This window comes from Allobosea sp., from assembly GCF_035944895.1.
In the GTDB taxonomy this organism is placed as follows: Bacteria; Pseudomonadota; Alphaproteobacteria; order Rhizobiales; family Beijerinckiaceae; genus Allobosea.
The window spans coordinates 370,746-393,870 of sequence record NZ_DASZAT010000008.1; the positions used below are offsets into that span (position 1 = coordinate 370,746).

The following is a 23,125-nucleotide window of genomic DNA, read 5'->3' on the forward strand; positions in this document are numbered from 1 at the left end:
CACGCGACCTAGCCTGCAAGCTGGTGCCTTTACCGTATTAGCGGCTTCACGTCTTACGAAATCGCTTCCTTCAGATCCAAGGTCCCCTGGACGCCGATGGCCGCGTAGTTGCGTTTCAGCCAGCGCTTGGCCGCGGTGCGGCCGAGATCGCGCAGGCTGAGGAGGAAATTCCACTCGGAATTGAGGCGCGAGGAGGAGGTCAGCTGCGCCAGCGGCAGGCCGCCGTCGATCCGGTGCATCAGCACGCGCTTGTAGTCGCCGGTCGAGAGCTTGCCGTCGTCGAGCAGCCGGTTGACGAAATCGATGGCGCGCAGCTCGCGCAGCAGCGAGGCGTTGAAGGTGATCTCGTTGAGCCGGTCCTGGATCGCCCTTGCGTTGGTCGGCAGTTCCCGGCGCTCGAGCGGGTTGATTTGCACCAGCATGATGTCGTCGCCGGCGGCTTCGTAGAACAGCGGGAAGAGCGGCGGGTTGCCCATATAGCCGCCGTCCCAATAGGCCTCGCCGTCGATCTCGACCGCCTGGAACAGCATCGGCAGGCAGGCCGAGGCCATCAGATGGTCGGCGGTCAGCTCCTGCCGGGTGAAGATCCTGATCTTGCCGGTGCGGACATTGGTCGCCGAGATGAACAGGTTGACGTCGGCACAGCCATTGACCTTGCCGAAGTCGATGAGGTCGGCGATCACCCCGCGCAGCGGGTTGATGTTGAGCGGGTTGACGTCATAGGGGCTCGCCACCTTCGACAGCAGCTCGAACCAGATCAGCCCCGGCGGGCGCCCATCGGTCCAGGCGCCCAGCATGGTGTCGAGCAGCGAGCGCTCGGAGCCGCCATATTTGCCGTCGACGCTGATCCGGCGCCAGAAATTCTCCAGCGCGGTGCGGGCGCCGTCGATGCCGCCATCGAGCCAGCCCTCGGTCAGCACCACTGCGTTCATCGCGCCGGCGCTGGCGCCGGTGATCGCCTCGATCGCGATCCGGCCATCGGCGAGGATCTCGTCGAGCACGCCCCAGGTGAAGGCGCCGTGCGCGCCTCCACCCTGGAGCGCGAGATTGACCGATTTCTCGGCCTTCGGCCCCGCCAGGCCCTTGACCTGGGGGACGCGGCTGCGCTTGCGGCCGGTCACGCGGCGGTCCAGCCGCCATCCATCGGCAGCGTCGTGCCGGTGATCGACTTGGCGGCATCGGTGCAGAGGAAGACGGCGAGCGCCGCGACCTGCTCGACGGTGACGAATTCCTTGGTCGGCTGGGCCAGCAGCAGCACGTCGTTGATGACCTGCTCCTTGGTCAGGCCGCGGGCCTTCATCGTGTCGGGGATCTGCTTCTCGACCAAAGGCGTCCAGACATAGCCCGGAGCGATCGCGTTGACGGTGATGCCGTTGGTCGCGACTTCCAGCGCCACCGTCTTGGTGAAGCCGGCGATGCCGTGCTTGGCCGAGACGTAAGCGCTCTTGAACGGCGAGGCGACGAAGGCGTGGGCGCTGGCGGTGTTGATAATTCGGCCCCAGCCCTTCGCCTTCATCTTCGGCAGGGCGGCGCGGGTGGTGTGGAAGGCCGAGGTCAGGTTGATCGCGATGATCTGGTCCCATTTCTCGATCGGGAACTCGTCGACCGGGGCGACATGCTGGATCCCGGCATTGTTGACGAGAATGTCGATCGCGCCGAACTCCTTCTCGGCTTCGGCGATCATGGCGGCGATCTCGTCCGGCTTCATCATGTTGGCGGCGGAATAGCGCGCCTTGACCTTGAAGTCCGTCTCGATACCGGCGCGCTCCTTTTCGATCGCATCGGCATCGCCGAAGCCGTTGATCACGACATTGGCGCCTTCGGCGGCGAGCGCGCGGGCGTAGGCGAGGCCGATGCCGGAGGTGGAGCCGGTGACGAGGGCGGTACGATCTTTGAGGAACATGGGGGCGGCTCCTGACATTTGGCCTGAGAACGCTTAGCTTACCGGCGGAGGCTGGCAGGGCGCCAGCGAGGGAGCGTCGGTCACCAGGACGGTGCCCGATGTGCTATTGCAACGCAACATGACGAAAATGCAGCCTGCGAGCGACGCTCATCATCACGATCACGAGCATGGTCTGTGCCAGCACGCGCACGACCATTCGCGCCATGCCGCCACTGGGCTGGCACGGGCCGAGAAGGTCTGCCGCGAGCGCGGCCTGCGCCTGACGCCGATCCGGCGCAAGGCGCTGGAGACGCTTTATTCCGACCACAAGCCGGTCGGCGCCTATGATCTCGCGGATCGGATCTCGCCACCGGGCGGGCGGCGCCTCGCGCCGATCTCGATCTACCGGGCGCTCGACTTCCTGGTCGAGCAGGGCTTCGTGCACCGTTTGAGCTCGCGCAACGCCTTCATCGCCTGCCCGCATGGCCATGGCGCCAATGAGGCGGTCGCCTTCCTGATCTGCGAGGTTTGTGGCGGCGTCGACGAGGATGCCTCGCCGGCGATGCGTCAGGCGATCAGGGGCATGGCCGAGGGTCGCCGCTTCCAGACCTCCTATCAGGTGGTGGAGATCGTCGGCCGCTGCGAGCACTGCCGCGACGCAGCCACGGCTTGACGAGCACCGATCGAGGGCGCAGTGCAGCCGCGACGAGCCGCTGCCGGCGAAGGATCCGGACCATTCCATGAGCGACCAGCCGCTGACCTGCCTGCCCGAAGGACCTGACGCCGCACCGGCACCGCGCAAGCGTACCGTGCCGGTGATGGTCGGCCATGTGCAGGTCGGAGGCGGCGCGCCGATCGTCGTGCAGTCGATGACCAATACCGATACCGCCGACATTCCGGCGACCGTCGGGCAGGTCGCGGCGCTGGCGCGCGCCGGCTCGGAGCTGGTGCGGATCACCGTCGATCGCGACGAGGCGGCGGCGGCGGTGCCGCATATCCGTGAGCGGCTCGACATCCTCGGCATCGACGTGCCGCTGGTCGGCGACTTCCACTACATCGGCCACAAGTTGCTGGCCGACCATCCGGCATGTGCCGAAGCCCTGGCGAAATATCGGATCAATCCGGGCAATGTCGGCTTCAAGGACAAGAAGGACAAGCAGTTCGGCCAGATCGTCGAGCTTGCGATCAAGCATGGCAAGAGCGTGCGGATCGGCGCCAACTGGGGCTCGCTCGACCAGGAATTGCTGACCTCGCTGATGGACATCAATGCAGCCGCGCCAAAACCGCTCGATGCGCGCGCGGTGATGCGCGAGGCGATGGTGCAGTCGGCCCTGCTCTCGGCGGAGCGGGCCGAGGAGATCGGCCTCGCCAAGGACAAGATCATCCTCTCGGCCAAGGTCTCGGGCGTGCAGGACCTGATCGCGGTCTACCGCATGCTGGCTGAGCGCGGCGACTATGCGATCCATCTCGGCCTGACCGAGGCCGGCATGGGCTCGAAGGGCCTCGTTGCCTCGTCGGCGGCGCTCGGCGTGCTGCTGCAGGACGGCATCGGCGACACGATCCGCTTCTCGCTGACGCCGGAGCCGGGCGGCGACCGCACGCTCGAGGTCAAGGCCTCGCAGGAACTGCTGCAGACCATGGGCTTCCGCGCCTTCGTGCCGCTGGTCGCGGCCTGCCCGGGCTGCGGGCGAACGACCTCGACGGTGTTCCAGGAGCTGGCGATGGACATCCAGAGCTGGATCTCCACCTCCATGCCGGAGTGGAAGACGCGCTATCCCGGCATCGAGGCGCTCAACGTTGCGGTGATGGGCTGCATCGTCAATGGGCCCGGCGAATCCAAGCACGCCGATATCGGTATCTCGCTGCCGGGCACGGGCGAGACGCCGACCGCGCCGGTCTTCGTCGACGGCAAGAAGGTCGCGACCCTGCGCGGGCCCTCCATCGCGGCCGACTTCAAGACGATGGTTGAGGATTACGTCGAGCGGCGCTACGGCGCCCGCGTCGCGGCGGAATAGACGCAGGCGATTATTCAATCGTTTGAAGCGAATTCCGGCCGGCCCCACTTGAAAGTGGCTCCCGCCTCCGGGGAACATGCTCTAGCGTCTTTGCCTGAAAGATATGCCGTGCTAGAGGCCCCGGCCTTTCGCTGCATTGCAGCACCCGCGGAGCGCCCTGATGGGTCATGACCAGCAGCACCCGCCGGCCTCCAAGCCGGATGGGGATCGCTTCGGGCTCGAAGAGCCGGCCGGCAACGGCCACTCCACGCAGAGCTACGCTGCATTGGCGCTCGGAGCGCTCGGCGTCGTCTATGGCGACATCGGCACCAGCCCGCTCTACGCATTGCGCGAGACCATCCTGGCCGCGACCGGTGCTGCCTCGGGCGGACATGGCGGCAGCGCCGAAGTCGTCCTGAGCGGCCCGCTGCCGCGCGCGGCGGTGATCGGCGTGCTCTCGCTGATCCTGTGGTCGCTCGTCGTCGTGGTGACGCTGAAATATGTCGTGCTGCTGCTGCGGGCCGACAATAACGGCGAAGGCGGCACGCTGACGCTGGTGGCGCTGGCGCAGCGCGCGCTCGGGCGCACCCGCGGTGGCATCGTGCTCTTCCTCGGCATGGCCGGCGCGGCGCTATTCTATGGCGATGCGGTGATCACGCCGGCGATTTCGGTGCTCTCGGCGGTCGAGGGCCTGAAGCTGGTGACGCCGGTGCTCGACGACTATGTCATCACCATCGCCTCGGCGATCCTGATCGCGCTGTTCCTGGTGCAGAGCCGCGGCACCGGCAAGGTCGCCAATTTCTTCGGCCCGATCATGACGATCTGGTTCCTGACGCTGGCGGGCCTCGGCATCTACCATATCGCCGACGATCTCGGCGTCTTCGCCTCGATCAACCCCTATTACGGCGTGCGTTTCTTCTTCGACCATCCCGGGCTGTCGCTCGCGGTGCTCGGCAGCGTCTGTCTCGCCGTGACCGGGGCGGAGGCGCTCTATGCCGATATGGGCCATTTCGGCCGCGGGCCGATCCGCAGCGCCTGGATCTTCCTGGTCTTTCCGGCGCTCTGGCTCAACTATCTCGGCCAGGGTGCCCTGATCCTCGCCGACCCCACGACGATCGACAATCCGTTCTACAAGCTCGCGCCGCCGGCGCTGATCCTGCCGCTGGTGATCATGGCGACGCTCGCCACCATCATCGCCAGCCAGGCGGTGATCACCGGTGCCTATTCGCTGACCCGCCAGGCGATCCAGCTCGGCCTGCTGCCGCGTCTCGAGATCCGCCACACCTCCGAGCATACCTCCGGCCAGATCTACATTCCGCGCATCAACATCCTGCTGCTGTTCACGGTGCTGCTGCTGGTCTGGACCTTCAAGACCTCGTCCAACCTGTCGCATGCCTATGGCATCTCGGTGTTCGGCGCGATGCTGGTGGATTCGCTGCTCGCCTTCATCGTGATCTGGAAGGGCTGGCGCTGGGGCCTGGCTGCCGCCGCGGCGGTGATCCTGCCCTTCCTCATCATCGACGTCGCCTTCTTCTCGGCGAACCTGCTGAAGCTGTTCAGCGGCGGCTATGTGCCGGTGCTGTTCGCCTTCGCGCTGATCGTGCTGATGTGGACCTGGGTGCGCGGCACCAAGATCCTGTTCGACAAGACCCGCAAGACCGACGTGCCGCTGCTCGAGCTGGTCGGCATGCTGACCAAGAGCCCGCCCTACCGGGTCAAGGGCATGGCGGTGTTCCTGACCAGCGATCCCGAGACCGCGCCGGCCTCGCTGCTGCACAATCTCAAGCACAACAAGGTGCTGCACGAGCGCAACGTGATCCTGACGGTGCGCTCGGCGGACACGCCGCGCGTCGCCGAGAGCGAGCGCGTTAGGCTTTCGCGGATCACCGACGATTTCTGGCGCGTCGAGATGGTCTATGGCTACATGGAGAGCCCGAACGTGCCGAAGGGGCTGGCCATTCTGCGCAAGCAGGGCTTCAAGTTCGACATCATGTCGACCTCGTTCTTCCTGTCGCGCCGCTCGATCAAGGCCTCGCCGCAATCGGGCATGCCGGTCTGGCAGGACAACCTCTATATCGGGCTGACCAAGAGCGCGACCGACGCCACCAACTTCTTCCAGATCCCGACTGGCCGCGTCGTCGAGGTCGGCACGCAGGTCACTGTCTGAAGGCCGTCAGCTCTTGCGCTGCGCGGTGAACTGCGCCGCTGCGCGCAACATGGCCGCCTCCGGCCCAAAGCCGGCGAGTGCCGCGATCGCCTCATCGGTAAGCCGGTCGCGCTCGCGCTTGGCCGCGTCGATGCCAAGCGCGGCGACGAGCGTCGCCTTGCCCTTGGCGTCGTCCTTGGCGGTCGCCTTGCCCATCTGCTCGGGGCTCGCTTCGATGTCGAGGATGTCGTCGGCGACCTGGAAGGCGGCACCCAGCGCCTTGCCGTAGCGCTCCAGCGCCGCCATCCGGTCAGGGTCGGCTTGGCCGAGGCGAGCGCCGATCAGGACGCTGCCGGCGAGCAATGCGCCGGTCTTCATCGCCTGCATGCGGCGGATCTGCGCCTCGTCGAGCTTCTCCGCCGCGCCGTCGGCGGCAAAGCGTCCTTCGGCGGCAAGATCGAGCATCTGGCCGCCGACCATGCCGCCAAGCCCGAGCGCGCGGGAGAAGAGCAGGATGATCGCGGCGCGCGTCTCGCCGTCCGGATGGGTCCGGGGGGCGGCGATGACGTCGAAGGCGAGCGTCAGCAGGCCGTCGCCGGCGAGGATCGCGGTCGCCTCGTCATAGGCCTTGTGCACGGTCGGGCGGCCGCGGCGGGTGTCGTCGTCGTCCATGGCCGGCAGGTCGTCATGGACGAGCGAATAGCAATGGGCGAGCTCGACGGCGGCGCCGGCGCGCAGCGCCTGCTCGGGCGGCACGCCGAAAAGCCCCGCCGTCTCGACGACGAGGAAGGGCCGCAGGCGCTTGCCGCCGCCAAGCGCGCCATGGCGCATCGCGGCGAGGAGCCGGGCAGGGCGATGAATCTCGCCGCTCTCGGATTTCTCCTGCAACAGGGTATCGAGCAGGGCTTCGATCGCCTCCGCTGTCTCCGACAGGGCGCTGGCCAGGGCCGGTGCAGGGGCGGTTGGTTCCGCGGAACTCATCATCGTCTCTCGCGTTGGCTGGCCGGGCTTGACGCGCGGGGCTTGCCGGAGGCGGCCGTAATCGTCAAGCGTGGGGGTATGACGCAGATGGCAGAGAACCCGGCTCCGCGACGCGGGAGCCTCGTGGGGCGGATCGTCCGTGCCGTGATCCGGCTGGCGCTGGTGCTGGCGATCATCTTCTCCGCCCTGCTGCTGCTCTACCGTTTCGTGCCGCCGCCATCGACGCTGATGCTCGGCCGCTGGCTGACCTTTCGCTCGGTGGAGCGCGACTGGGTGCCGCTCTCGCAGATCTCGCCCCATCTGATCCGCGCCGTGATCGCCTCCGAGGACCAGCGCTTCTGCTCGCATGGGGGCGTCGATTGGGGCGAGCTCAACGCCGTGCTGCAGGATGATGACGGGCCGCGGCGCGGCGCCTCGACGCTGACCATGCAGACGGCCAAGAACCTCTTCCTCTGGCCAAGCCGGTCCTATCTGCGCAAAGGGCTGGAGCTGCCGATGGCGATGGCGATCGATCTCGCCTGGCCGAAGCGGCGTGTGATCGAGGTCTATCTCAACATCGCCGAATGGGGTGATGGCGTCTTCGGGGCGGAAGCGGCGGCGCAGCGCCATTTCGGTAAGTCGGCTGCGCGCTTGACGCCGGCGGAGGCCGCGCGGCTCGCCGGAGCTCTGCCCAACCCGATCCTGCGCAACCCGTCGCGGCCGAGCCGGGCCCTGCAGGCGGCGGCCGGGCGGGTGCAGCGGCGGATGAACCAGCTCGGCGCGCTTGGCAATTGTGCGCTGCCGGGGGCCTAGACCACTTTTTCCGCCCGGCGCACTAGCCAGAGCTCGCGCGAGCGTGTAAGTGCCAGCCCTCATCACGGATGTGACGTCGTCGCGACAGTGGTGCGGGTGAAATGCCCCGCCTCGCGCGAAGGCATGATGGAGAGTACCGATGGCCGTTCCGAAGAGAAAGACTTCGCCGTCGAAGCGCGGCATGCGCCGCTCGGCCGACGCGCTGAAGCAGCCTACCTATATCGAAGACAAGAACTCGGGCGAGCTGCGCCGTCCGCACCATATCGACCTGAAGTCCGGCATGTATCGCGGCCGTCAGGTGCTGAAGGCCAAGACCGAGGCCTGATATGGCGGGGCCCTGCTGGGCCCTGTGTCTTCGAGACCGAAGAGCGCCGGCCGAAAGGCCGGCCTTTTTGCGTTTGGCTTCAGGCGGAGTGCAGAAGCTTGAGTGGGGGATGGCGGCGCGCCATTCCTTCATAATAGCGGCGGGCGCCGATGAAGGGCGTCTCGCGGTCGCGGCCGGCGAATGGGCCGATCCCGGCCTGGCTCGCGGCGAGCTGAACGAGGAAGGCGGCGGGAACCCTCGGCGCGGGTTCTTCCCGCTCCGTGAAGGAGGCCGCTTCGGGCTGTCCTGTCTCAATCATCGTGCCGCTCCGGAACATCTGAGGGTTCGGGAGCGAATCCTTGCAATCCGGGCGCCGGTCTTAACCGGCCGTTAACGCCGCCTCCTGCATCGTTTCGGGACAGTTTCCCGCTATTCCGCAATCAGAACGGGGCGGTTCTCCAACCCGTCGTCCGAGGCAGCCGCATCATGTCTGCGCCGTCCCTGTTCGGTTCCCGCGACGAGAGGATCGTCGAGCCGCGCAGTCTGCTCTCATCCATCGGCGAAGTGGCCTATAGCTGGGATATCGGTAGCGACACGTTGAGCTGGGGGCCGAATGCGGCCGAGGTGCTCGGTCCTGTTCCACTCGCTGTGCTGCAGCGCGGCCTCGCCTTCGCCGGGCTGGTCGAGCCCGGGAGCGGGCGCAGCCGTTACGACGCGATCTTCTCCTCGGGCGGGCATGATCTCGGTGACGGTGCGGTCTATCGCACGCGCTATGCCGCCGATCTCGCCGGCCGCAAGATGTGGATCGAGGATGCGGGGCGCTGGTTCGTCGGGATCGACGGCCGCCCCAGCCGCGCACGCGGCGTGCTCAGGCTGGAGCGGGCGGTGCGGCCAGAGGAGCTGACCGCGACTGACGCCGATCTCTGTGACCGCAATATGCTGGTCGCGCGTGTCGACGAGGCCCTGGCCGAGCATCTTCCGGCGGAACGCTCCGTCGTCGTGCTGATCGCGGCAATCGGCGAGCTCGCGCGCCTCAACGGTGAGTTCGGTCATGAGGGCACCGAGGAGATCATCGAAGAGGTGCGTCAGCGCCTGCATTCGGTGATGCGCCGACGCGACCAGCTCATGCACTATTCCGGCAATCGCTTCGCCATCCTGCTCAGCAGCTGCCCGGCGAACCAGATCGAGGCGGCGGCTGAGCGCTTCATCAAGGCAGTTGCCCGCTCGGCGGTCGAGACCTCGCGCGGGATCGCGCTGATCAGGCTGCGTGTCGGTGCAGCGATCGCCCCGGACCTGACCCGCAAAGGCGCGACGCTGGTCAAGGCGGCTGAAAATGCACTCGCTGACGCCGAGGCGGCGGGGCCCGACAATGCCGTGATCGCGCGCCGGCCGGCTGCAGCCGAGACCGGCGGTGGCGCTGCGCCGCGGCTCGACCTCGAAGCCGTCGTTGCGCTGAACGAGCGCAAGATCAGGCTGGCCTTTCAGCCGGTGGTGACGGCGAAGGCCCGCACTCTGGCCTTCAACGAGGCGCTGCTACGGGTCGAGCGTCCGCAGGGCGGCTTCCTCGCCGCGGCCGAGCTGGTGCCCCTGCTCGAAAGGCGGGGCCTGGTGAACCTATTCGACCATCGCGTGCTCGAGCTCGCCATGACGCATCTGGCGGAACGGCAGGACGCGGTGCTGTCGATCAACGTCTCCCCGCGCACCCTGGCGGAGGCCGACTGGATCGAGGGGTTCGAGGCGAGCGCCGGGGCGAACCCGATCGCGGCAAAGCGCCTGATCGTCGAGGTCACGGAGACGGCGACGATCGAGGATCCCGAACGGATGGCCAGGCTGCTGACCAGGATCAAGCAGCGTGGTGCCAGGGTGGCGATCGACGATTTCGGCGCAGGCCACACCTCGCTGCGGCATCTGCGCACCTTTCCGATCGATATCCTCAAGCTCGACGGTGCCTTCACGCAGAACCTGCGGCGTTCGACCGACGACCGCTTCTTCGTGCGCACCCTGCTGGAGCTGGCGCATCATCTCGGCGTCGAGACCGTTGCCGAATGGGTCGACGACGAGCTGCAGGCCTCGATGCTGTGCGACTGGGGCGTCACCTATCTGCAGGGCCACCTGGTCGGCAAGGCGGAGCTGAACCTGCCGGACGAGACGCAGGCCAACCCGCCGCTGCGCGCGGCGGGCTGATATTGCGGGCGATCAGCTCTGCGCAGAGCTGTTCCTCACTTGTCCTTGGCGAGCTTGTCGAGCCGCTCGCGCATCTCGTTGAGCTCGCGCTTGAGATCGCCGAGCTCGCCGTTCTCACCCTGGGCCGGCGCCTCGCCCCGGCCCTTTGCGGCGGCAGCCGCCGCGAACGGGTTGAACAGGCGGAAGGCCTCGGTGAACATCTGCATATTGGCGCGCGTCTGGGCCTGGAGCGCATCCATCGCGCCAGAGCCGAAGGCCTTGCCCATCTGTTCGCGGATCTTGTTCTGGTCCTGCGTCAGATTATCCATCGAGAATTCGAGATAGCGCGGCACCAGCGCCTGCATGCTGTCGCCATAGAAACGGATCAGCTGGCGCAGGAAGGTGATAGGCAGGAGGTTCTGCCCATCCTTGCTCTCTTCGTCGAAGATGATCTGGGCCAGCACCGAGCGGGTGATGTCCTCGCCGCTCTTGGCGTCGTAGACGACGAAATCCTCGCCCTTGCGCACCAGCCCGGCCAGATCCTCCAGCGTCACGTAGGAGCTCGTACCCGTATGGTATAGCCGACGATTGGCGTATTTCTTGATGACAGTCGGTTCTTTGTCGCTGGCCATCGACACCCACACGGCTTGTTGCGGCCAAGCCCGAGGGTTCGGGCAGGCCGGAGAACGGTCCCGGTAGGAACGATAACTCTTCGGCCGCCTGCTGCAAGTTTTTTGAGCGCGTGGCGAGATCGAGCCGAGTCTGCCTCGAAGATGAGCTTGGCTGCTCAGCCCGCTTGACGGCGTCGTTTCACCCTTCGAAGGTGGGCAAGACGAGCCGCCGTGCCGTGTGGCCGGTGAGAGAACCGGAAGGAAGAGCCCCATGGCTGAGAATGACATCGTGATCGTCGGTGCAGCGCGCACGGCGGTCGGCTCCTTCAACGGCGCCTTCGCCAATACGCCGGCTCACGATCTCGGCTCGGCGGTGATCAAGGACGTGCTGAAGCGCGCCAAGGTCGATGCCGGCGAGGTCGACGAGGTCATCCTCGGCCAGGTGCTGACGGCGGCGCAGGGCCAGAATCCAGCCCGCAAGGCGGCGGTCGATGCTGGCGTGCCGCAGGGCTCGACCGCCTGGGGCCTCAACCAGGTCTGCGGTTCGGGCCTGCGGGCGGTGGCGATCGGCATGCAGCAGATCGCCAATGGCGATGCCAGCATCATCGTCGCAGGCGGCCAGGAATCGATGTCGCTTTCGGCCCACGCCTCGCATATGCGCGCCGGCACCAAGATGGGCGACGTCAAGTTCATCGACACGATGATCAAGGACGGCCTCTGGGATATTTTCCACGGCTACCATATGGGCACCACGGCGGAGAACGTCGCGGCCAAATGGCAGATCAGCCGCGAGGAGCAGGACCGCTTCGCCGTCGGCTCGCAGAACAAGGCCGAAGCCGCCCGCAAGGCCGGCCGCTTCAAGGACGAGATCGCGCCGATCACGATCTCGACGCGCAAGGGCGACATCGTCGTCGACACCGATGAATATATCCGCGACGGCGCGACGCTGGAGGCGATGGCCAAGCTCCGGCCTGCCTTCTCGAAGGATGGCACGGTGACTGCCGGCAACGCCTCGGGCATCAATGACGGCGCCGCCGCGCTGGTGCTGATGACCGCGAAGGAAGCGAACAAGCGCGGGCTGACCCCGCTCGCGCGCATCGCCTCCTGGGCGACCGCCGGCGTCGACCCGGCGATCATGGGCTCGGGCCCGATCCCGGCGACCCGCAAGGCCTTGGAGAAGGCCGGCTGGAAGGTTGGCGATCTCGACTTGGTCGAGGCTAACGAGGCCTTCGCGGCGCAGGCGCTGGCGGTGAACAAGGACCTGGGCTGGAACCCCGACATCGTCAACGTCAACGGCGGCGCGATCGCGATCGGCCATCCGATCGGCGCGTCGGGCGCGCGCGTGCTGGTGACGCTGCTGCACGAAATGGCCAAGCGCGACGCCAAGAAGGGCCTCGCCACGCTGTGCATCGGCGGCGGCATGGGCATCGCCCTGGCGGTGGAGCGCTGAGCAGCGCCCCGCCATGCCGAAGCAGACCACGCTCTACCGCTATCTCACCGGCCCCGATGACGCCTCGTTCTGTCATCGGGTCTCGGACGCGCTGAGCCGTGGCTGGATTCTCTATGGCCATCCCACCCTGACCTATGACGAAAAGACGGGGCGGGTGATCTGCGGCCAGGCGATTATCAAGGATGTGGACCGGACTTACGAGCCCGGTCTCGATCTCAGCAAAGAATAACGCGGCCTTCATAGCCGCGTCTAAGAGGGAGAAGACGACGATGGCTAAGGTTGCATTGGTGACGGGCGGTTCCCGTGGCATCGGGGAGGCGATCTCGAAGGGCTTGAAGGCGGCCGGCTACACCGTGGCGGCGAGTTATGCCGGCAATGACGAGGCTGCGGCGAAGTTCACCGCCGAGACCGGCATCAAGACCTATAAATGGGACGTCTCGAACTATGAGTCCTGCGTCGCCGGGATCGCCAAGGTCGAGGCCGAGCTCGGGCCGGTCGACGTGCTCGTCAACAATGCCGGCATCACCCGCGACGGCATGTTCCACAAGATGACCAAGGAGCAGTGGGACGCGGTCATCAACACCAACCTCAACTCGCTCTTCAACATGACCCGCCCGGTCTGGGAGGGCATGCGGGCCCGCAAGTTCGGCCGCGTCATCTGCATCTCGTCGATCAATGGCCAGAAGGGCCAGATGGGCCAAGTCAACTATTCCGCCGCCAAGGCTGGCGACATCGGCTTCGTCAAGGCGCTGGCGCAGGAGGGGGCGCGGGCCGGCATCACGGTGAACGCGATCTGCCCCGGCTATATCGCGACCGAGATGGTCAAGGCGATCGATCCGGCCGTGATCGAGAAGTCGATCCTGCCGCATATCCCGGTCGGGCGCCTCGGCGAGCCTGCAGAGATCGCGCGGGCGGTCGTCTTCCTCGCCAGCGACGAGGCCGGCTTCATCACCGGCTCGACCCTCTCCGCCAATGGCGGCCAGTACATGGCTTGAGATCCTCTGGGCCGCCGCATCGCCTGCTTTGGCAGGCGATGCGGCGGCCGTATCATTCTCGTGGTTGCTACAATCTGGCCGTGCTTTTCGGCTTTCATATTGTGAACGCGTGCAGTTCGGCCATGTTCCGGACGCAGCTCGAGCTGAGCTTCGCGAGAGCTGAAGTAGGTTTAAAGATTTAAATATTCCAGTGTCTTCCTCGTATTGCCGGGCCTTCTGCGGATCTGGCTCCGTTAGTGCTCCCTTAATCATCCCCCTGAAACTTCGCTGGACCAAGAGTTGGGAATCGCTTCGACTATCGCGAAGCGATCAATGGCCGCGTTTGAGTTTTCTGTGAGCGAGGTTCAGCTGGCCGTCCAAAATGCGAGGCCAGAAAAGGGGAGAGAAAGCCTGTGACATCCGCAAGGACACGCTGTCTCGCATTGCTGTCGACCTTGTCGCTGGTCGTCTACGCTCTCCACACAGATGCTGCCTTGGCAGGCTGCGGCGCGACCACCGCCGGCAACGACATCGTTGTCTGCAACGCTGGCACTGCTCCCGATCCGACCGCTGCGCCAGTCGATCTCCAGGCTGGCGACGACACGCTCACTGTTGATAGCGGGACCTATAGTGGCGGGATCACCGGCGGCGCCGGAACCAAGACGATCACCTTCAATGGCGGCACCATTGCGAACTATACGAATACCATCGGCACCAGCCTGATCACGCTGCCGGGTGGCAGCACCGTCACAGTGACCGGAGGCGTCACCACCGGCGCGGGCGCCGACAGCTTCACGATCGATGCCGGCACCATCAACGGCGCCGTCAATCAGGGCGCCGGCATCGACAATTTCGTCATGAATGGCGGCACGATCGGCTCGCTGGCGCAGGGCGACCAGCGTGACACCTTCCTGATGACCGGTGGCACGATCGTCGGTGCCTTCGAGGACGGCGACGTCGCGACGATGACCGGCGGCACGATCGGCCGTGTCGACATGAAGCTCGACAACAACATCTTCGACATGTCGGGCGGCCGGATCATCAGCAATCTGGTGACCGGCTTTGGCAACGATACGATCACGATTTCCGGCGGCTCGATCGGCGGCAATATCAGCGTCAGCGGTGGCACCGACAGCGTCACCGTGACCGGCGGCGCGATCGCCGGCGAGATCCGGATGAGCACCGGCAACGACACCTTCCTTTGGCAGGGCGGCGGCACCATCGGCGGCCTGATCGACATGGGCGATGGCGACGACACGGCGACGCTGCGCAATCTCGGTGACGCTCACGTCTCGGCGACGCAGACGATCACCGGCGGAGCCGGCACCGATCTCCTGGTGCTCGCCGGATCCGGCCCCTCGGCGATGAACGCCAGTCTCATCACCGGCTTCGAACGGCTGGACAAGATCGAGGCTGGAACCTGGACCCTGAGCGGTTCTCTCACCGATTTCCAGACGGTCAATGTGCAGCAGGGCACGCTGCGCCTGACCGGCGACAATTCCGCCTTCGCCGGACAGACGATCGTCGATCCGGCCGGCATCCTCGAAGGCCCGGCCCTCGGTATCACGCCGGCCGTCACCAATAACGGCCTGGTTCGCTTCATCCAGCCCGACGTCGGCACCTATGCTGGTACGATCAGCGGTGCGGGCGCGGTCGAGAAGACCGGCGCGGGCACGACGATCCTGACCGGGACGAACACCTATACCGGCGGCACGACCATCACCCAGGGTACGCTGCAGCTTGGTGCTGGCGGGACAAGTGGCAGCATCGTCGGCAATGTCGCGAACAACGGAACGCTTGCCTTCAACCGTTCCGATCTGGTGACGTTCGCCGGCATTATCTCCGGGACTGGGGCGGTCACGCAGGACGGCTCTGGCACGACGGTGCTGACGAGCGTCAACACCTATACCGGCGCGACGAGCGTCACGGCGGGTACGCTGGCGATCGGCGACGCGGCCAATCGTGGTGCGGCCCTGGCGGGTGGCGGTCCGGTCACGGTCGCGGCTGGCGCGACCTTCGGCGGCTATGGCCGCGTTGCTGGCTCGGTGACGAACAGCGGCACCGTCGCAGTGGCGGATGCGATCGCGGCCTTCGCCGGCTTCGGCAAGGGCAACTTCACGATCGCGGGCACGCTGATCAATGCCGGCCTTGCGAAAGTCGGCGGCACCGGCATCGGCAATACCCTGACCGTGTCCAGCTATGTCGGCCAGGGCGGCACCGTCGCGCTCAATACCCATCTCGGCAGCGATGGTTCGCCTTCGGATTTGCTCGTGGTCAATGGTGGCACGGCGAGCGGGACCTCACAGCTCGCGATCACCAATGTCGGTGGTTCCGGCGGCGCAACCAGCGGCGACGGCATCCTGGTGATCGAGGCGACCAACGGCGCGACGACGAATCCGACCGCCTTTTCGCTGGCGGGGCCGGTTGCGGCCGGCGCCTATGAGTACATCCTCTTCCACGGCAGCACTACGGGCGGATCGAGTGAGAACTGGTATCTGCGCAACACGGTCGTTGCGGAAACGGGTGGCTCGGATACGCAAGCCGCGCCCGGCTCGCCGGCCCTGCCCGATGTGCCCGCGGGCTCGGCTCCGATTCCGCTGTATCGCCCGGAGATCGCAGCCTATGCCGCAGCTCCGGCGATGGCGCGGCGCCTCGGCGTCGCGACACTGGGCACCTTCCATCAACGCCGCGGCGAGCAGGGTCTGCTGAACACGCAAGGCAGCTTTGCCGCCGGCTGGGGGCGCGTCTTCGGCGAGCGGACCGAACAGCGCTGGTCGGGAGCCGTCGATCCGGAATTCGACGGCCGCATTTGGGGTCTCCAGACCGGCCTCGACCTCTATGGGATCGATCGTCCCAGCGGCCACCGCGACCGGTTCGGCTTGTTCTTCGGCTATGGACGCGCTGAGGGCGATATCCGTGGCTTCGCCATCGGCCAGAGACGCAGTCAGGTCGGCAAGCTCAATCTCGATGCGAAGAGCCTGGGCGCCTACTGGACGCATCTTGGCCCCACCGGATGGTATGTCGACGCCGTGCTGATGCACAGCTGGCACGACGGCGATGCGCGCTCCGATCGCGGCGTGCGCGGCGATCTAGGCGGCACATCGCTGACGGCCTCGCTGGAAGGCGGCTATCCGATCGCGCTTGGTGCCGGTTTCACCCTCGAGCCGCAGGCGCAATTGATCTGGCAGCATTTGTCGCTAGACCGGACCCGCGACAGATTCTCGACTGTGAGCTTCGACAATGGCGACAGTCTCACCGGGCGGATCGGCGCCCGTCTGCAGACCAGCGTCTTGCTGGGCGGGGCCGAGCTGCAGCCCTATCTGACGGCGAATCTCTGGCACAATTTCAGCCGGACGGACAAAGTCCTGTTCGACGCGACCGATGTGATCCCGACGCGGTTCAAGGGAAGCTCGCTGGAGGTCGGCGGCGGCGTGATCGCCAAGCTCACAACCAATGTCAGCCTCTATGCGACAGGCGGCTATGTGACGGCGCTCGGCGACGACAAGGGCCACAGCCTGCGCGGCAACCTCGGATTGCGTGTCATCTGGTGAGGCGCGCCGCCCTGCGACGGCGCGAGCCTCTCAGCTGCGGGCGCTCTTTGGCAGCAGGAAGGTGAGCAGGCCGAAGGCCGGCAGCCAGGCGCAGAGCCAGAAGACCTGGATGATGCCGATCCTGTCGGCGAGCGCGCCTAGCCCGGCTGCGGCGATGCCGCCGAGGCCGAAGGCGAGGCCGTAGAACAAGCCGCCGACCAGCCCGACGCGATGCGGCACCAGGTCGATCGCGTAGATCAGGATCGCCGAAAAGGCGCTCGCCATGATGAAGCTGATGATCACGCTGAGGACCACCGTCCAGGTGAGATCGGCATAGGGGAGGGCGAGCGCGAACGGCAGGCAGCCGAGGATCGACAGCCAGATCACGCGGTAGCGCCCGATGCGGTCGCCGATCATGCCGCCGATGATCACGCCGACGGCGCCGACGACGAGGTAGACGAAGAGCAGGATCTGCGAGAGCTGCAGCGAGACCTGGAAACGCTCGATCAGATAGAAGGTGTAATAGGAGGTGAAAGAGGCCGTATAGGCGTTCTTCGAGAACAGGATGACGATCAGCACTGCCATGGCGAGCAGCACCTTGCTGCGCGACATGCCATGCGAGGCGACGTCGTCGGCATGCGCCTTGGAGGCGACCTGCTCCTTGCGGAAGGCGGAATAGCGCGAGCCGATCCAGCCCATCAGCAGCATGGCGACAAGGACGATGCCGGAGAACCAGGACAGGCTCTGCTGGCCGTTCGGCACGACGACGGCGGCGGCGAGCAGTGGGCCGATCGCATAGCCGGCATGGCCGCCGACCTGGAAGACGCCCTGCGCCAGCCCCTGCCGGCCGGCGGCGGCATGGCGGGCCATCCGGGTTGCCTCCGGGTGGAAGACGGCTGAGCCGGTGCCGACCAAAGCGGCGGCGACCAGCACCATGCCGTAGCTGTGGGCGAAGGCGAGCGAGAGCAGCCCGGCCAGCGTCGCGCCCATGCCGGCGACCATCGCATAGGGCCAGGGCTTTTTGTCGGTGACATAGCCGAGGAGCGGCTGCAGCAGCGAGGACGTCACCTGGAAGGCCAGCGTGATCAGGCCGATTTGCACGAAGTCGAGCTGATAGGTCTCCTTGATCAGCGGGTAGACCGCCGGGATCATCGACTGGATGAGGTCGTTGAGCAGATGGGCGACGCTGAGGGCCGCCAGGACCGGCATCAGCGGGCGGGCGGCGGTCGGCAGAGGGAGCGTGGTCATGGCGCACGCATGCGCCTGCACGCGGGCGCGGTCAATCGCCGCACGGCGCGCAGGTTGCATGGCCGCTATCGCACACGCGCGCGCCGAAGCTGCGTCAGGGCGAGGCCAGCAGTTTCGCCGCCAGCGCTTCGCCCGCTTCGAGGATGTGCGTTTCGAGCACCCGGGCAGCGGACTCGACCCGGCCCGCCCGGAGTTCGGCGAGGATCTGCCGGTGTTCCGTGTCCGAGCGCGGTTGCCAGTCGAGGCCCTGCCAGGTCGCGAACAGGAAGCGCGCGCTCGTCCGCTGCAGGTCCGCGATCGTCGCCAGCAGGCGCGGCAGGCCGCAAGGCGCGGTGATGGCATGATGGAAGCGCCGATTGGCCGCCTCCCAGACCAGGACCTCTTCACTCACCTCTGACTCGGCGATCGCTGCTGCCGCCTCCTCCAGATCGGCTGCCGCGAGCCTCGGAAAGCCGCGGCGCAAGGCGAGGACCTCCAGCGCGGCGCGCATCGCCGTCACTTCCAGCACCAGCTCCGGCTCCAGCGGAGCGACGCGCACGCCGCGCCGCGGCTCGCTGACCAGCAGGCCCTGCGCCTCCAGCGTGCGGAAGGCTTCGCGCACAGGCACATGGCTGGCGCCGAACTCAGCCGCGATATGGTCCTGCCGCACGGCGGCTCCCGGCGCCAATGCCCCGGTAAGGATGCGCTGCGCCAGGCTTCTGGCGATGCGGCTGGTCAGCGAGGCGCCGGCCTCGTTCTCGTCTTGAAAGCTCATGGCTCGTATGATTTCATAGATAATATATGAAATGAGGTGTCACGATGTCACGCTCTCGTCCAGCCCGCCTGCGCCATATCGCCGGAATCGGCGTCGACCGCATGGGATCAATCGCCGACGCCTCCGGCAAGGATTTCCTGCGGCTGGAAAACCTCGACACCGACATCCTGCCGGATCCAGAGGCGATCGCACGTACGATTCGGGCCGCGAGCGAGGATGCCGACAACAGCTATCTGCCCTTCATCGGCCAGGCTCGGCTGCGCGATGTCGCGGCGCGGCATGTCTCGGCCATCTCGGGGGTGAGCTATAGCGGCGAGCGCAATTGCGTGATCTCGGCCGGCGGGCTTTCCGGCATCCTCAACGTGCTGCTGGCGACGATCGAGGTCGGCGACGAGGTTGTTGTCACCGATCCGACCTATGCCGGGCTGATCAACCGGGTGCGGCTCGCCGGTGGCGTGCCGCGCTTTACGCCCTTCCACTTCGAGCCGGGCGGCGAATGGCGGCTCGACCGCGAGGCGCTGCGCGCCAGCATCGGGCCGAAGACGACGGCGATGCTGCTGATGTCGCCCTCGATGCCATCAGGCGGCTGCCTCGATGCCGGCGACTGGGCGCTCGTTGCCGAGCTCTGCGTCGCGCATGACCTCTTGCTGATCGTCGATACGGCGATGGAACGGCTGGTCTTCGACGGCCGGCCGGTACTGCATCCGGCCGGGCTGCCCGGCATGGCGGAGCGGACGATCACGGTCGGCTCCTCGGCGAAGGAACTGCGCATGATCGGCTGGCGCGTCGGCTGGATCGTGGCGCCGGACGCCTTCATGCCCGATCTCGTCGCCGTGTCGCTCGCCAATGTCGTGGTGCCGGTCGGCATCGGGCAGGACGCGGTCGCGATCGCGCTGGAGAATTCCGCGACGACGCTCACGTCTTATGTCGATGAGTTGCAGGCGAGGCGCGATTGCGTGCTCGACGAGTTGCGCGGCCTGCCGGTCGGCGTCCCCGGCGGCGGCTGGTCGCTGCTTCTGCGTGTCTCGGATTTCGGGCTGGATGGTGCGGCCATGTCGGAGCGGCTGCTGGAGCAGGGCGTCTGCGCCACCGCCATGGCGGGCTGGGGCGAGACGCATGGCGCGCAATACATCCGCTTCGTCTATGCCAATGAGCCGGTCGAACGCCTGAGGAGGCTTGGTAGCCGCGTCCACGCGGCGCTCCGCCTTTAGCTGCCTGTTCAGGCGGCGGCGATGCCGAAGCGGCGGCGGTAATCGGCCGGGGCGAGCCCGGTGATGCGCTGGAACAGCTTGCGGAAGGCCGAGGCATCCTCGTAGCCGACATCCCAGGCGATCTGCACGACCGGGCGCCGGCTCAGCTCCAGCGCCTCGCGCGCCCTGGCGATGCGGACCTGCTGGGCGTATTCGGTCGGGCGCAGGCCGGTCGCCTTGCGGAAGCGGCGCAGGAAGGTGCGCTCCTCCAGCCCCGCCCGCTTCGCCAGTGCCGGCACGTCGTGATCCCTGGCGCCGCTCGCCTGCAGCCAGTGCTGCGCCTTGAGGATCGCGGCGTCGCCATGGTCGAGCCGCGGCACGAAATGGCCATAGGGCTGCTGCGTGCGCCCGGGGGGATCGATCAGCAGGAAACGCGCGGTCTCCAGCATCACGCTTGGCCCGAGCAGGCGCTCCACCAGGGTCAGGCCGAGATCGGTCCAGGCCAGGATGCCGCCGGCGGTGATGATATCGCCATCGTCGATCACCATGCGGTCGGTATCGACCTTCGCAGCCGGAAAGCGGGCCGCCAGCTCCCCCGCGAACGCCCAATGCGTCGTCGCCTCGCGGCCCTCGAGCAGCCCGGCCTCGCCGAGCAGGAAGGCGCCGGCGCAGACCGAGCAGAGCGTCGCCCCCTCGCCATGGCGCTCCGCCAGCCAGCTTGCGAGGCCATTCATCTTCTGCATCTTTGCCGGCATGATCAGGCTCGGCGGTGCGATCAGATGGCTCGGATCGTGCTTAGGACCTGGATGGCTGTCGAAGACGCACTCCACGCCCGCACCGCCCGCCGCCTGGCGCCAATGACTGACACGGATCGCGGGCGCCTGCGGGCCGGCGCGCTCCCGGCTCGTCTCGCCGGCGATCCGGAACAGATCGGTCAGGCCGTAGACGGCGGCGAGCTGCACATCCGGATAGAGCAGGAGTCCGATCTCTGCGACAATCTGCTTGCCTGTCGTCATGCTGTCAGTTTTGCCCTGCTGATTGTCGGTTCCGCCAAGCGGCAGCATGCAACGCCCCGCCTATAACCGTCCACATCGAAGGGCGACGCTCCCGCCGCCCGGAAAGCCGAAGGAAGCGACAGATGAGCACGATCACCACCAGGGACGGCACCGAGATCTTCTACAAGGACTGGGGCCCGAAGGAGGCGCAGCCGATCGTCTTCCACCATGGCTGGCCGCTCAGCGCCGACGACTGGGACAACCAGATGCTGTTCTTCCTGCATCAGGGCTTCCGGGTGATCGCGCATGACCGCCGCGGCCATGGCCGCTCCAGCCAGACCGCGACCGGCAACGAGATGGACACCTACGCTGCCGATGTCGCCGAGCTTGCCGCCCATCTCAACCTGCGCAACGCCGTCCATATCGGCCATTCCACCGGCGGCGGCGAGGTCGCCCATTACGTCGCACGGGCTGAAGCTGGCCGCGTCGCCAAGGCGGTGCTGATCGGCGCGGTGCCGCCGGTCATGGTCAAGTCCGAGAAGAATCCGGGCGGTCTGCCGATCGAGGTCTTCGACGGCTTCCGCGCCGCGCTGGTCGCCAACCGCGCCCAGTTCTATGTCGATATCCCCACCGGCCCGTTCTACGGCTTCAACCGCGAGGGCGCGAAGGTCTCGCAGGGCGTCATCGACAACTGGTGGCGGCAGGGCATGATGGGCGGCGCCAAGGCGCATTACGACTGCATCAAGGCCTTCTCCGAGACCGACTTCACCGAGGATCTGAAGGCGATCGAAGTGCCGGTGCTGGTGATGCATGGCGATGACGACCAGATCGTGCCTTACGCCGACTCGGCCCCGCTTTCGGTCAAGCTGCTGAAGAACGGCACGCTGAAGACCTATGCCGGCCTGCCGCATGGCATGTGCACCACCCATCCGGATGTGATCAACGCCGACCTGCTCGCCTTCATCAGGGGCTGAGGCGAGATCGGGGCGAAGCCCTCGGCCTTCACTCGTTCCGACAAGATTGCCGGTAGGGCCTCTGCATTGGCCCTGCCGGCATTTTTTTTGCGCGCCATGCCGGCTGCTCATGGTGAATGGGCTGGCGAGGGGGCGACGCAGCGCTTAACGGGTCTCCAATCGTCACGCTGAAACTTATTCCCATGACCTCCCGCACCGCCACCGCAACCGGCGCCATCGCGATCCTGCTCTGGTCGACGCTGGCGCTGTTCACCACCATGTCCGGGCGGGTGCCACCCTTCCAGCTCGTCGGCATGACCTTTGTCATCGGCGGCGTGCTCGTGCTGGCGATCGCGGCGATGCGGGGGCGGCTGCATCTGGCGCGGCCGACGCCGGCCTCCTTCCTGCTCGGGCTCTACGGGCCGTTCGGAGACACCGCGCTCTATTATGCCGCGGTGAAGACGGCGCCGGCGGCCGAGGCCAACCTGATCCATTATCTCTGGCCGCTGCTGATCGTGCTGTTCGCGGCGTTGCTGCCGGGTGGTGGTTTGAAGCTGCGCCATCTCGTCGGGGCACTGATCGGCCTGGCTGCGACGGCGCTGCTGATCTCCGGCAGCCTCGGCTCGGGCGCCGGCATCCAGCTCGGCCATGTGCTGGCGGCGCTTGGCGCCTTCGTCTGGGCGAGCTATTCGGTGTTGTCGCGGCGCTTCGCTGGTGTGCCCTCGGAAAGTCTCGCCATCACCATGCTCGGCTGCGCGATTGCGGCCTTCGCCTGCCACCTTGCTTTCGAGACAACCTTGTGGGCGCCGAACGCGGCCGAATGGGGCGGCGTGCTCGGCCTCGGCCTCGGCTCGATCGGGCTCGCCTTCATCTGCTGGGACATCGGGATGAAGAAGGGCGACGTCGCCTTCCTCGGCGTCGCCTCCTATGCAGCGCCGGTGCTCTCGACCGTGATCCTGGTCATCGCCGGCTATGCGCCGGCGAGCTGGCTGCTGGCTCTGTCCTGCGTGCTGATCGTCGTCGGCGCGCTGGTCGCGAGCTTCGGTCCGGCAGCGCGGAGCGCTGCGCCGAAGGCTGTCAGTTAGCTCTGCCGTCTTTCCGGGACTTCGCGCAGCGAAGGGCCCGGAATCCAGAACCGATACCGCTTCTCGCGAGGGG

At 66.8% G+C, this 23,125-nt stretch carries 21 protein-coding genes; 13 read left to right on the forward strand and 8 right to left on the reverse strand.

Going from position 1 to position 23,125, the window contains the following annotated elements:
• Window positions 1–53: 53 nt before the first annotated feature.
• Window positions 54–1,121, reverse strand: a complete 1,068-nt coding sequence (locus tag VGV58_RS13375; protein WP_326874504.1) for a patatin-like phospholipase family protein — start codon at window positions 1,119–1,121, stop codon at window positions 54–56.
• Window positions 1,118–1,903: a 3-hydroxybutyrate dehydrogenase gene (locus VGV58_RS13380; protein WP_326874505.1), complete on the reverse strand. Its 786-nt coding sequence runs from the start codon at window positions 1,901–1,903 to the stop codon at window positions 1,118–1,120. The genes VGV58_RS13375 and VGV58_RS13380 overlap by 4 nt, the downstream gene beginning before the upstream one ends.
• Before the next feature lie 118 nt (window positions 1,904–2,021).
• Between VGV58_RS13380 and VGV58_RS13385 the strand changes: the two genes are divergently transcribed.
• The 3 genes from VGV58_RS13385 (at window position 2,022) to VGV58_RS13395 (ending at window position 6,043) form a co-directional block, all read left to right on the forward strand.
• Window positions 2,022–2,555 (forward strand): transcriptional repressor, encoded by a 534-nt coding sequence (locus VGV58_RS13385; protein ID WP_326874506.1) that lies wholly within the window; start codon window positions 2,022–2,024, stop codon window positions 2,553–2,555.
• Between the two features lie 67 nt (window positions 2,556–2,622).
• Complete coding sequence (ispG, locus tag VGV58_RS13390) at window positions 2,623–3,897, forward strand: flavodoxin-dependent (E)-4-hydroxy-3-methylbut-2-enyl-diphosphate synthase (RefSeq protein ID WP_326874507.1); 1,275 nt, start codon at window positions 2,623–2,625, stop codon at window positions 3,895–3,897.
• Between the two features lie 160 nt (window positions 3,898–4,057).
• Window positions 4,058–6,043 carry a potassium transporter Kup gene (locus VGV58_RS13395; RefSeq protein WP_326874508.1) on the forward strand — a complete coding sequence of 662 codons (1,986 nt, stop codon included), beginning with the start codon at window positions 4,058–4,060 and terminating at the stop codon, window positions 6,041–6,043.
• 6 nt (window positions 6,044–6,049) lie between these two features.
• Here VGV58_RS13395 and VGV58_RS13400 read toward each other — a convergent pair whose 3' ends face one another.
• Complete coding sequence (locus tag VGV58_RS13400) at window positions 6,050–7,003, reverse strand: polyprenyl synthetase family protein (protein WP_326874509.1); 954 nt, start codon at window positions 7,001–7,003, stop codon at window positions 6,050–6,052.
• Window positions 7,004–7,081: 78 nt separating this feature from the next.
• Here VGV58_RS13400 and mtgA point away from each other — a divergent pair, with 78 nt between their 5' ends.
• Entirely contained in the window at window positions 7,082–7,795 is a 714-nt protein-coding gene (mtgA, locus tag VGV58_RS13405) for a monofunctional biosynthetic peptidoglycan transglycosylase (protein WP_414643962.1), read from the forward strand.
• A 139-nt stretch (window positions 7,796–7,934) separates the two neighbouring features.
• Window positions 7,935–8,120, forward strand: coding sequence for a 50S ribosomal protein L32 (gene rpmF / locus VGV58_RS13410; protein ID WP_057189713.1), 186 nt, complete (start codon window positions 7,935–7,937; stop codon window positions 8,118–8,120).
• Window positions 8,121–8,199: 79 nt separating this feature from the next.
• Here rpmF and VGV58_RS13415 read toward each other — a convergent pair whose 3' ends face one another.
• On the reverse strand, window positions 8,200–8,418 hold the full coding sequence (locus tag VGV58_RS13415) for a hypothetical protein (RefSeq protein WP_326874511.1): 219 nt from the start codon (window positions 8,416–8,418) through the stop codon (window positions 8,200–8,202).
• A gap of 167 nt (window positions 8,419–8,585) precedes the next feature.
• Here VGV58_RS13415 and VGV58_RS13420 point away from each other — a divergent pair, with 167 nt between their 5' ends.
• Window positions 8,586–10,283 (forward strand): EAL domain-containing protein, encoded by a 1,698-nt coding sequence (locus tag VGV58_RS13420; protein WP_326874512.1) that lies wholly within the window; start codon window positions 8,586–8,588, stop codon window positions 10,281–10,283.
• Between the two features lie 35 nt (window positions 10,284–10,318).
• Here VGV58_RS13420 and phaR read toward each other — a convergent pair whose 3' ends face one another.
• Window positions 10,319–10,894, reverse strand: a complete 576-nt coding sequence (gene phaR / locus VGV58_RS13425) for a polyhydroxyalkanoate synthesis repressor PhaR (protein ID WP_326874513.1) — start codon at window positions 10,892–10,894, stop codon at window positions 10,319–10,321.
• 250 nt (window positions 10,895–11,144) lie between these two features.
• Between phaR and VGV58_RS13430 the strand changes: the two genes are divergently transcribed.
• The 4 genes from VGV58_RS13430 to VGV58_RS13445 all read left to right on the forward strand — a co-directional run bounded on the left by VGV58_RS13430 (window position 11,145) and on the right by VGV58_RS13445 (window position 16,848).
• Window positions 11,145–12,323 (forward strand): acetyl-CoA C-acetyltransferase, encoded by a 1,179-nt coding sequence (locus tag VGV58_RS13430; protein WP_326874514.1) that lies wholly within the window; start codon window positions 11,145–11,147, stop codon window positions 12,321–12,323.
• Between the two features lie 13 nt (window positions 12,324–12,336).
• Window positions 12,337–12,552: a DUF1737 domain-containing protein gene (locus VGV58_RS13435; RefSeq protein ID WP_326874515.1), complete on the forward strand. Its 216-nt coding sequence runs from the start codon at window positions 12,337–12,339 to the stop codon at window positions 12,550–12,552.
• Window positions 12,553–12,592: 40 nt separating this feature from the next.
• Window positions 12,593–13,318, forward strand: a complete 726-nt coding sequence (phbB, locus tag VGV58_RS13440; protein ID WP_326874516.1) for an acetoacetyl-CoA reductase — start codon at window positions 12,593–12,595, stop codon at window positions 13,316–13,318.
• 392 nt (window positions 13,319–13,710) lie between these two features.
• Complete coding sequence (locus tag VGV58_RS13445) at window positions 13,711–16,848, forward strand: autotransporter family protein (RefSeq protein WP_326874517.1); 3,138 nt, start codon at window positions 13,711–13,713, stop codon at window positions 16,846–16,848.
• A 30-nt stretch (window positions 16,849–16,878) separates the two neighbouring features.
• On the opposite strand, the gene VGV58_RS13450 is transcribed toward VGV58_RS13445, so the two are convergent.
• Both VGV58_RS13450 and VGV58_RS13455 read right to left on the reverse strand, forming a co-directional pair.
• Complete coding sequence (locus VGV58_RS13450) at window positions 16,879–18,075, reverse strand: MFS transporter (RefSeq protein WP_326874518.1); 1,197 nt, start codon at window positions 18,073–18,075, stop codon at window positions 16,879–16,881.
• Window positions 18,076–18,169: 94 nt separating this feature from the next.
• Complete coding sequence (locus VGV58_RS13455; protein WP_326874519.1) at window positions 18,170–18,829, reverse strand: GntR family transcriptional regulator; 660 nt, start codon at window positions 18,827–18,829, stop codon at window positions 18,170–18,172.
• A gap of 44 nt (window positions 18,830–18,873) precedes the next feature.
• Between VGV58_RS13455 and VGV58_RS13460 the strand changes: the two genes are divergently transcribed.
• Window positions 18,874–20,040, forward strand: a complete 1,167-nt coding sequence (locus tag VGV58_RS13460; protein WP_326874520.1) for a pyridoxal phosphate-dependent aminotransferase — start codon at window positions 18,874–18,876, stop codon at window positions 20,038–20,040.
• Window positions 20,041–20,048: 8 nt separating this feature from the next.
• Here VGV58_RS13460 and VGV58_RS13465 read toward each other — a convergent pair whose 3' ends face one another.
• Window positions 20,049–21,035 (reverse strand): GlxA family transcriptional regulator, encoded by a 987-nt coding sequence (locus tag VGV58_RS13465; protein ID WP_326874521.1) that lies wholly within the window; start codon window positions 21,033–21,035, stop codon window positions 20,049–20,051.
• Window positions 21,036–21,157: 122 nt separating this feature from the next.
• On the opposite strand from VGV58_RS13465, the gene VGV58_RS13470 reads away from it, so the two are divergent.
• Window positions 21,158–21,988, forward strand: coding sequence for an alpha/beta fold hydrolase (locus tag VGV58_RS13470; protein WP_326874522.1), 831 nt, complete (start codon window positions 21,158–21,160; stop codon window positions 21,986–21,988).
• 182 nt (window positions 21,989–22,170) lie between these two features.
• Window positions 22,171–23,052 (forward strand): aromatic amino acid exporter YddG, encoded by an 882-nt coding sequence (gene yddG, locus VGV58_RS13475; RefSeq protein ID WP_326874523.1) that lies wholly within the window; start codon window positions 22,171–22,173, stop codon window positions 23,050–23,052.
• Window positions 23,053–23,125 lie beyond the last annotated feature (73 nt).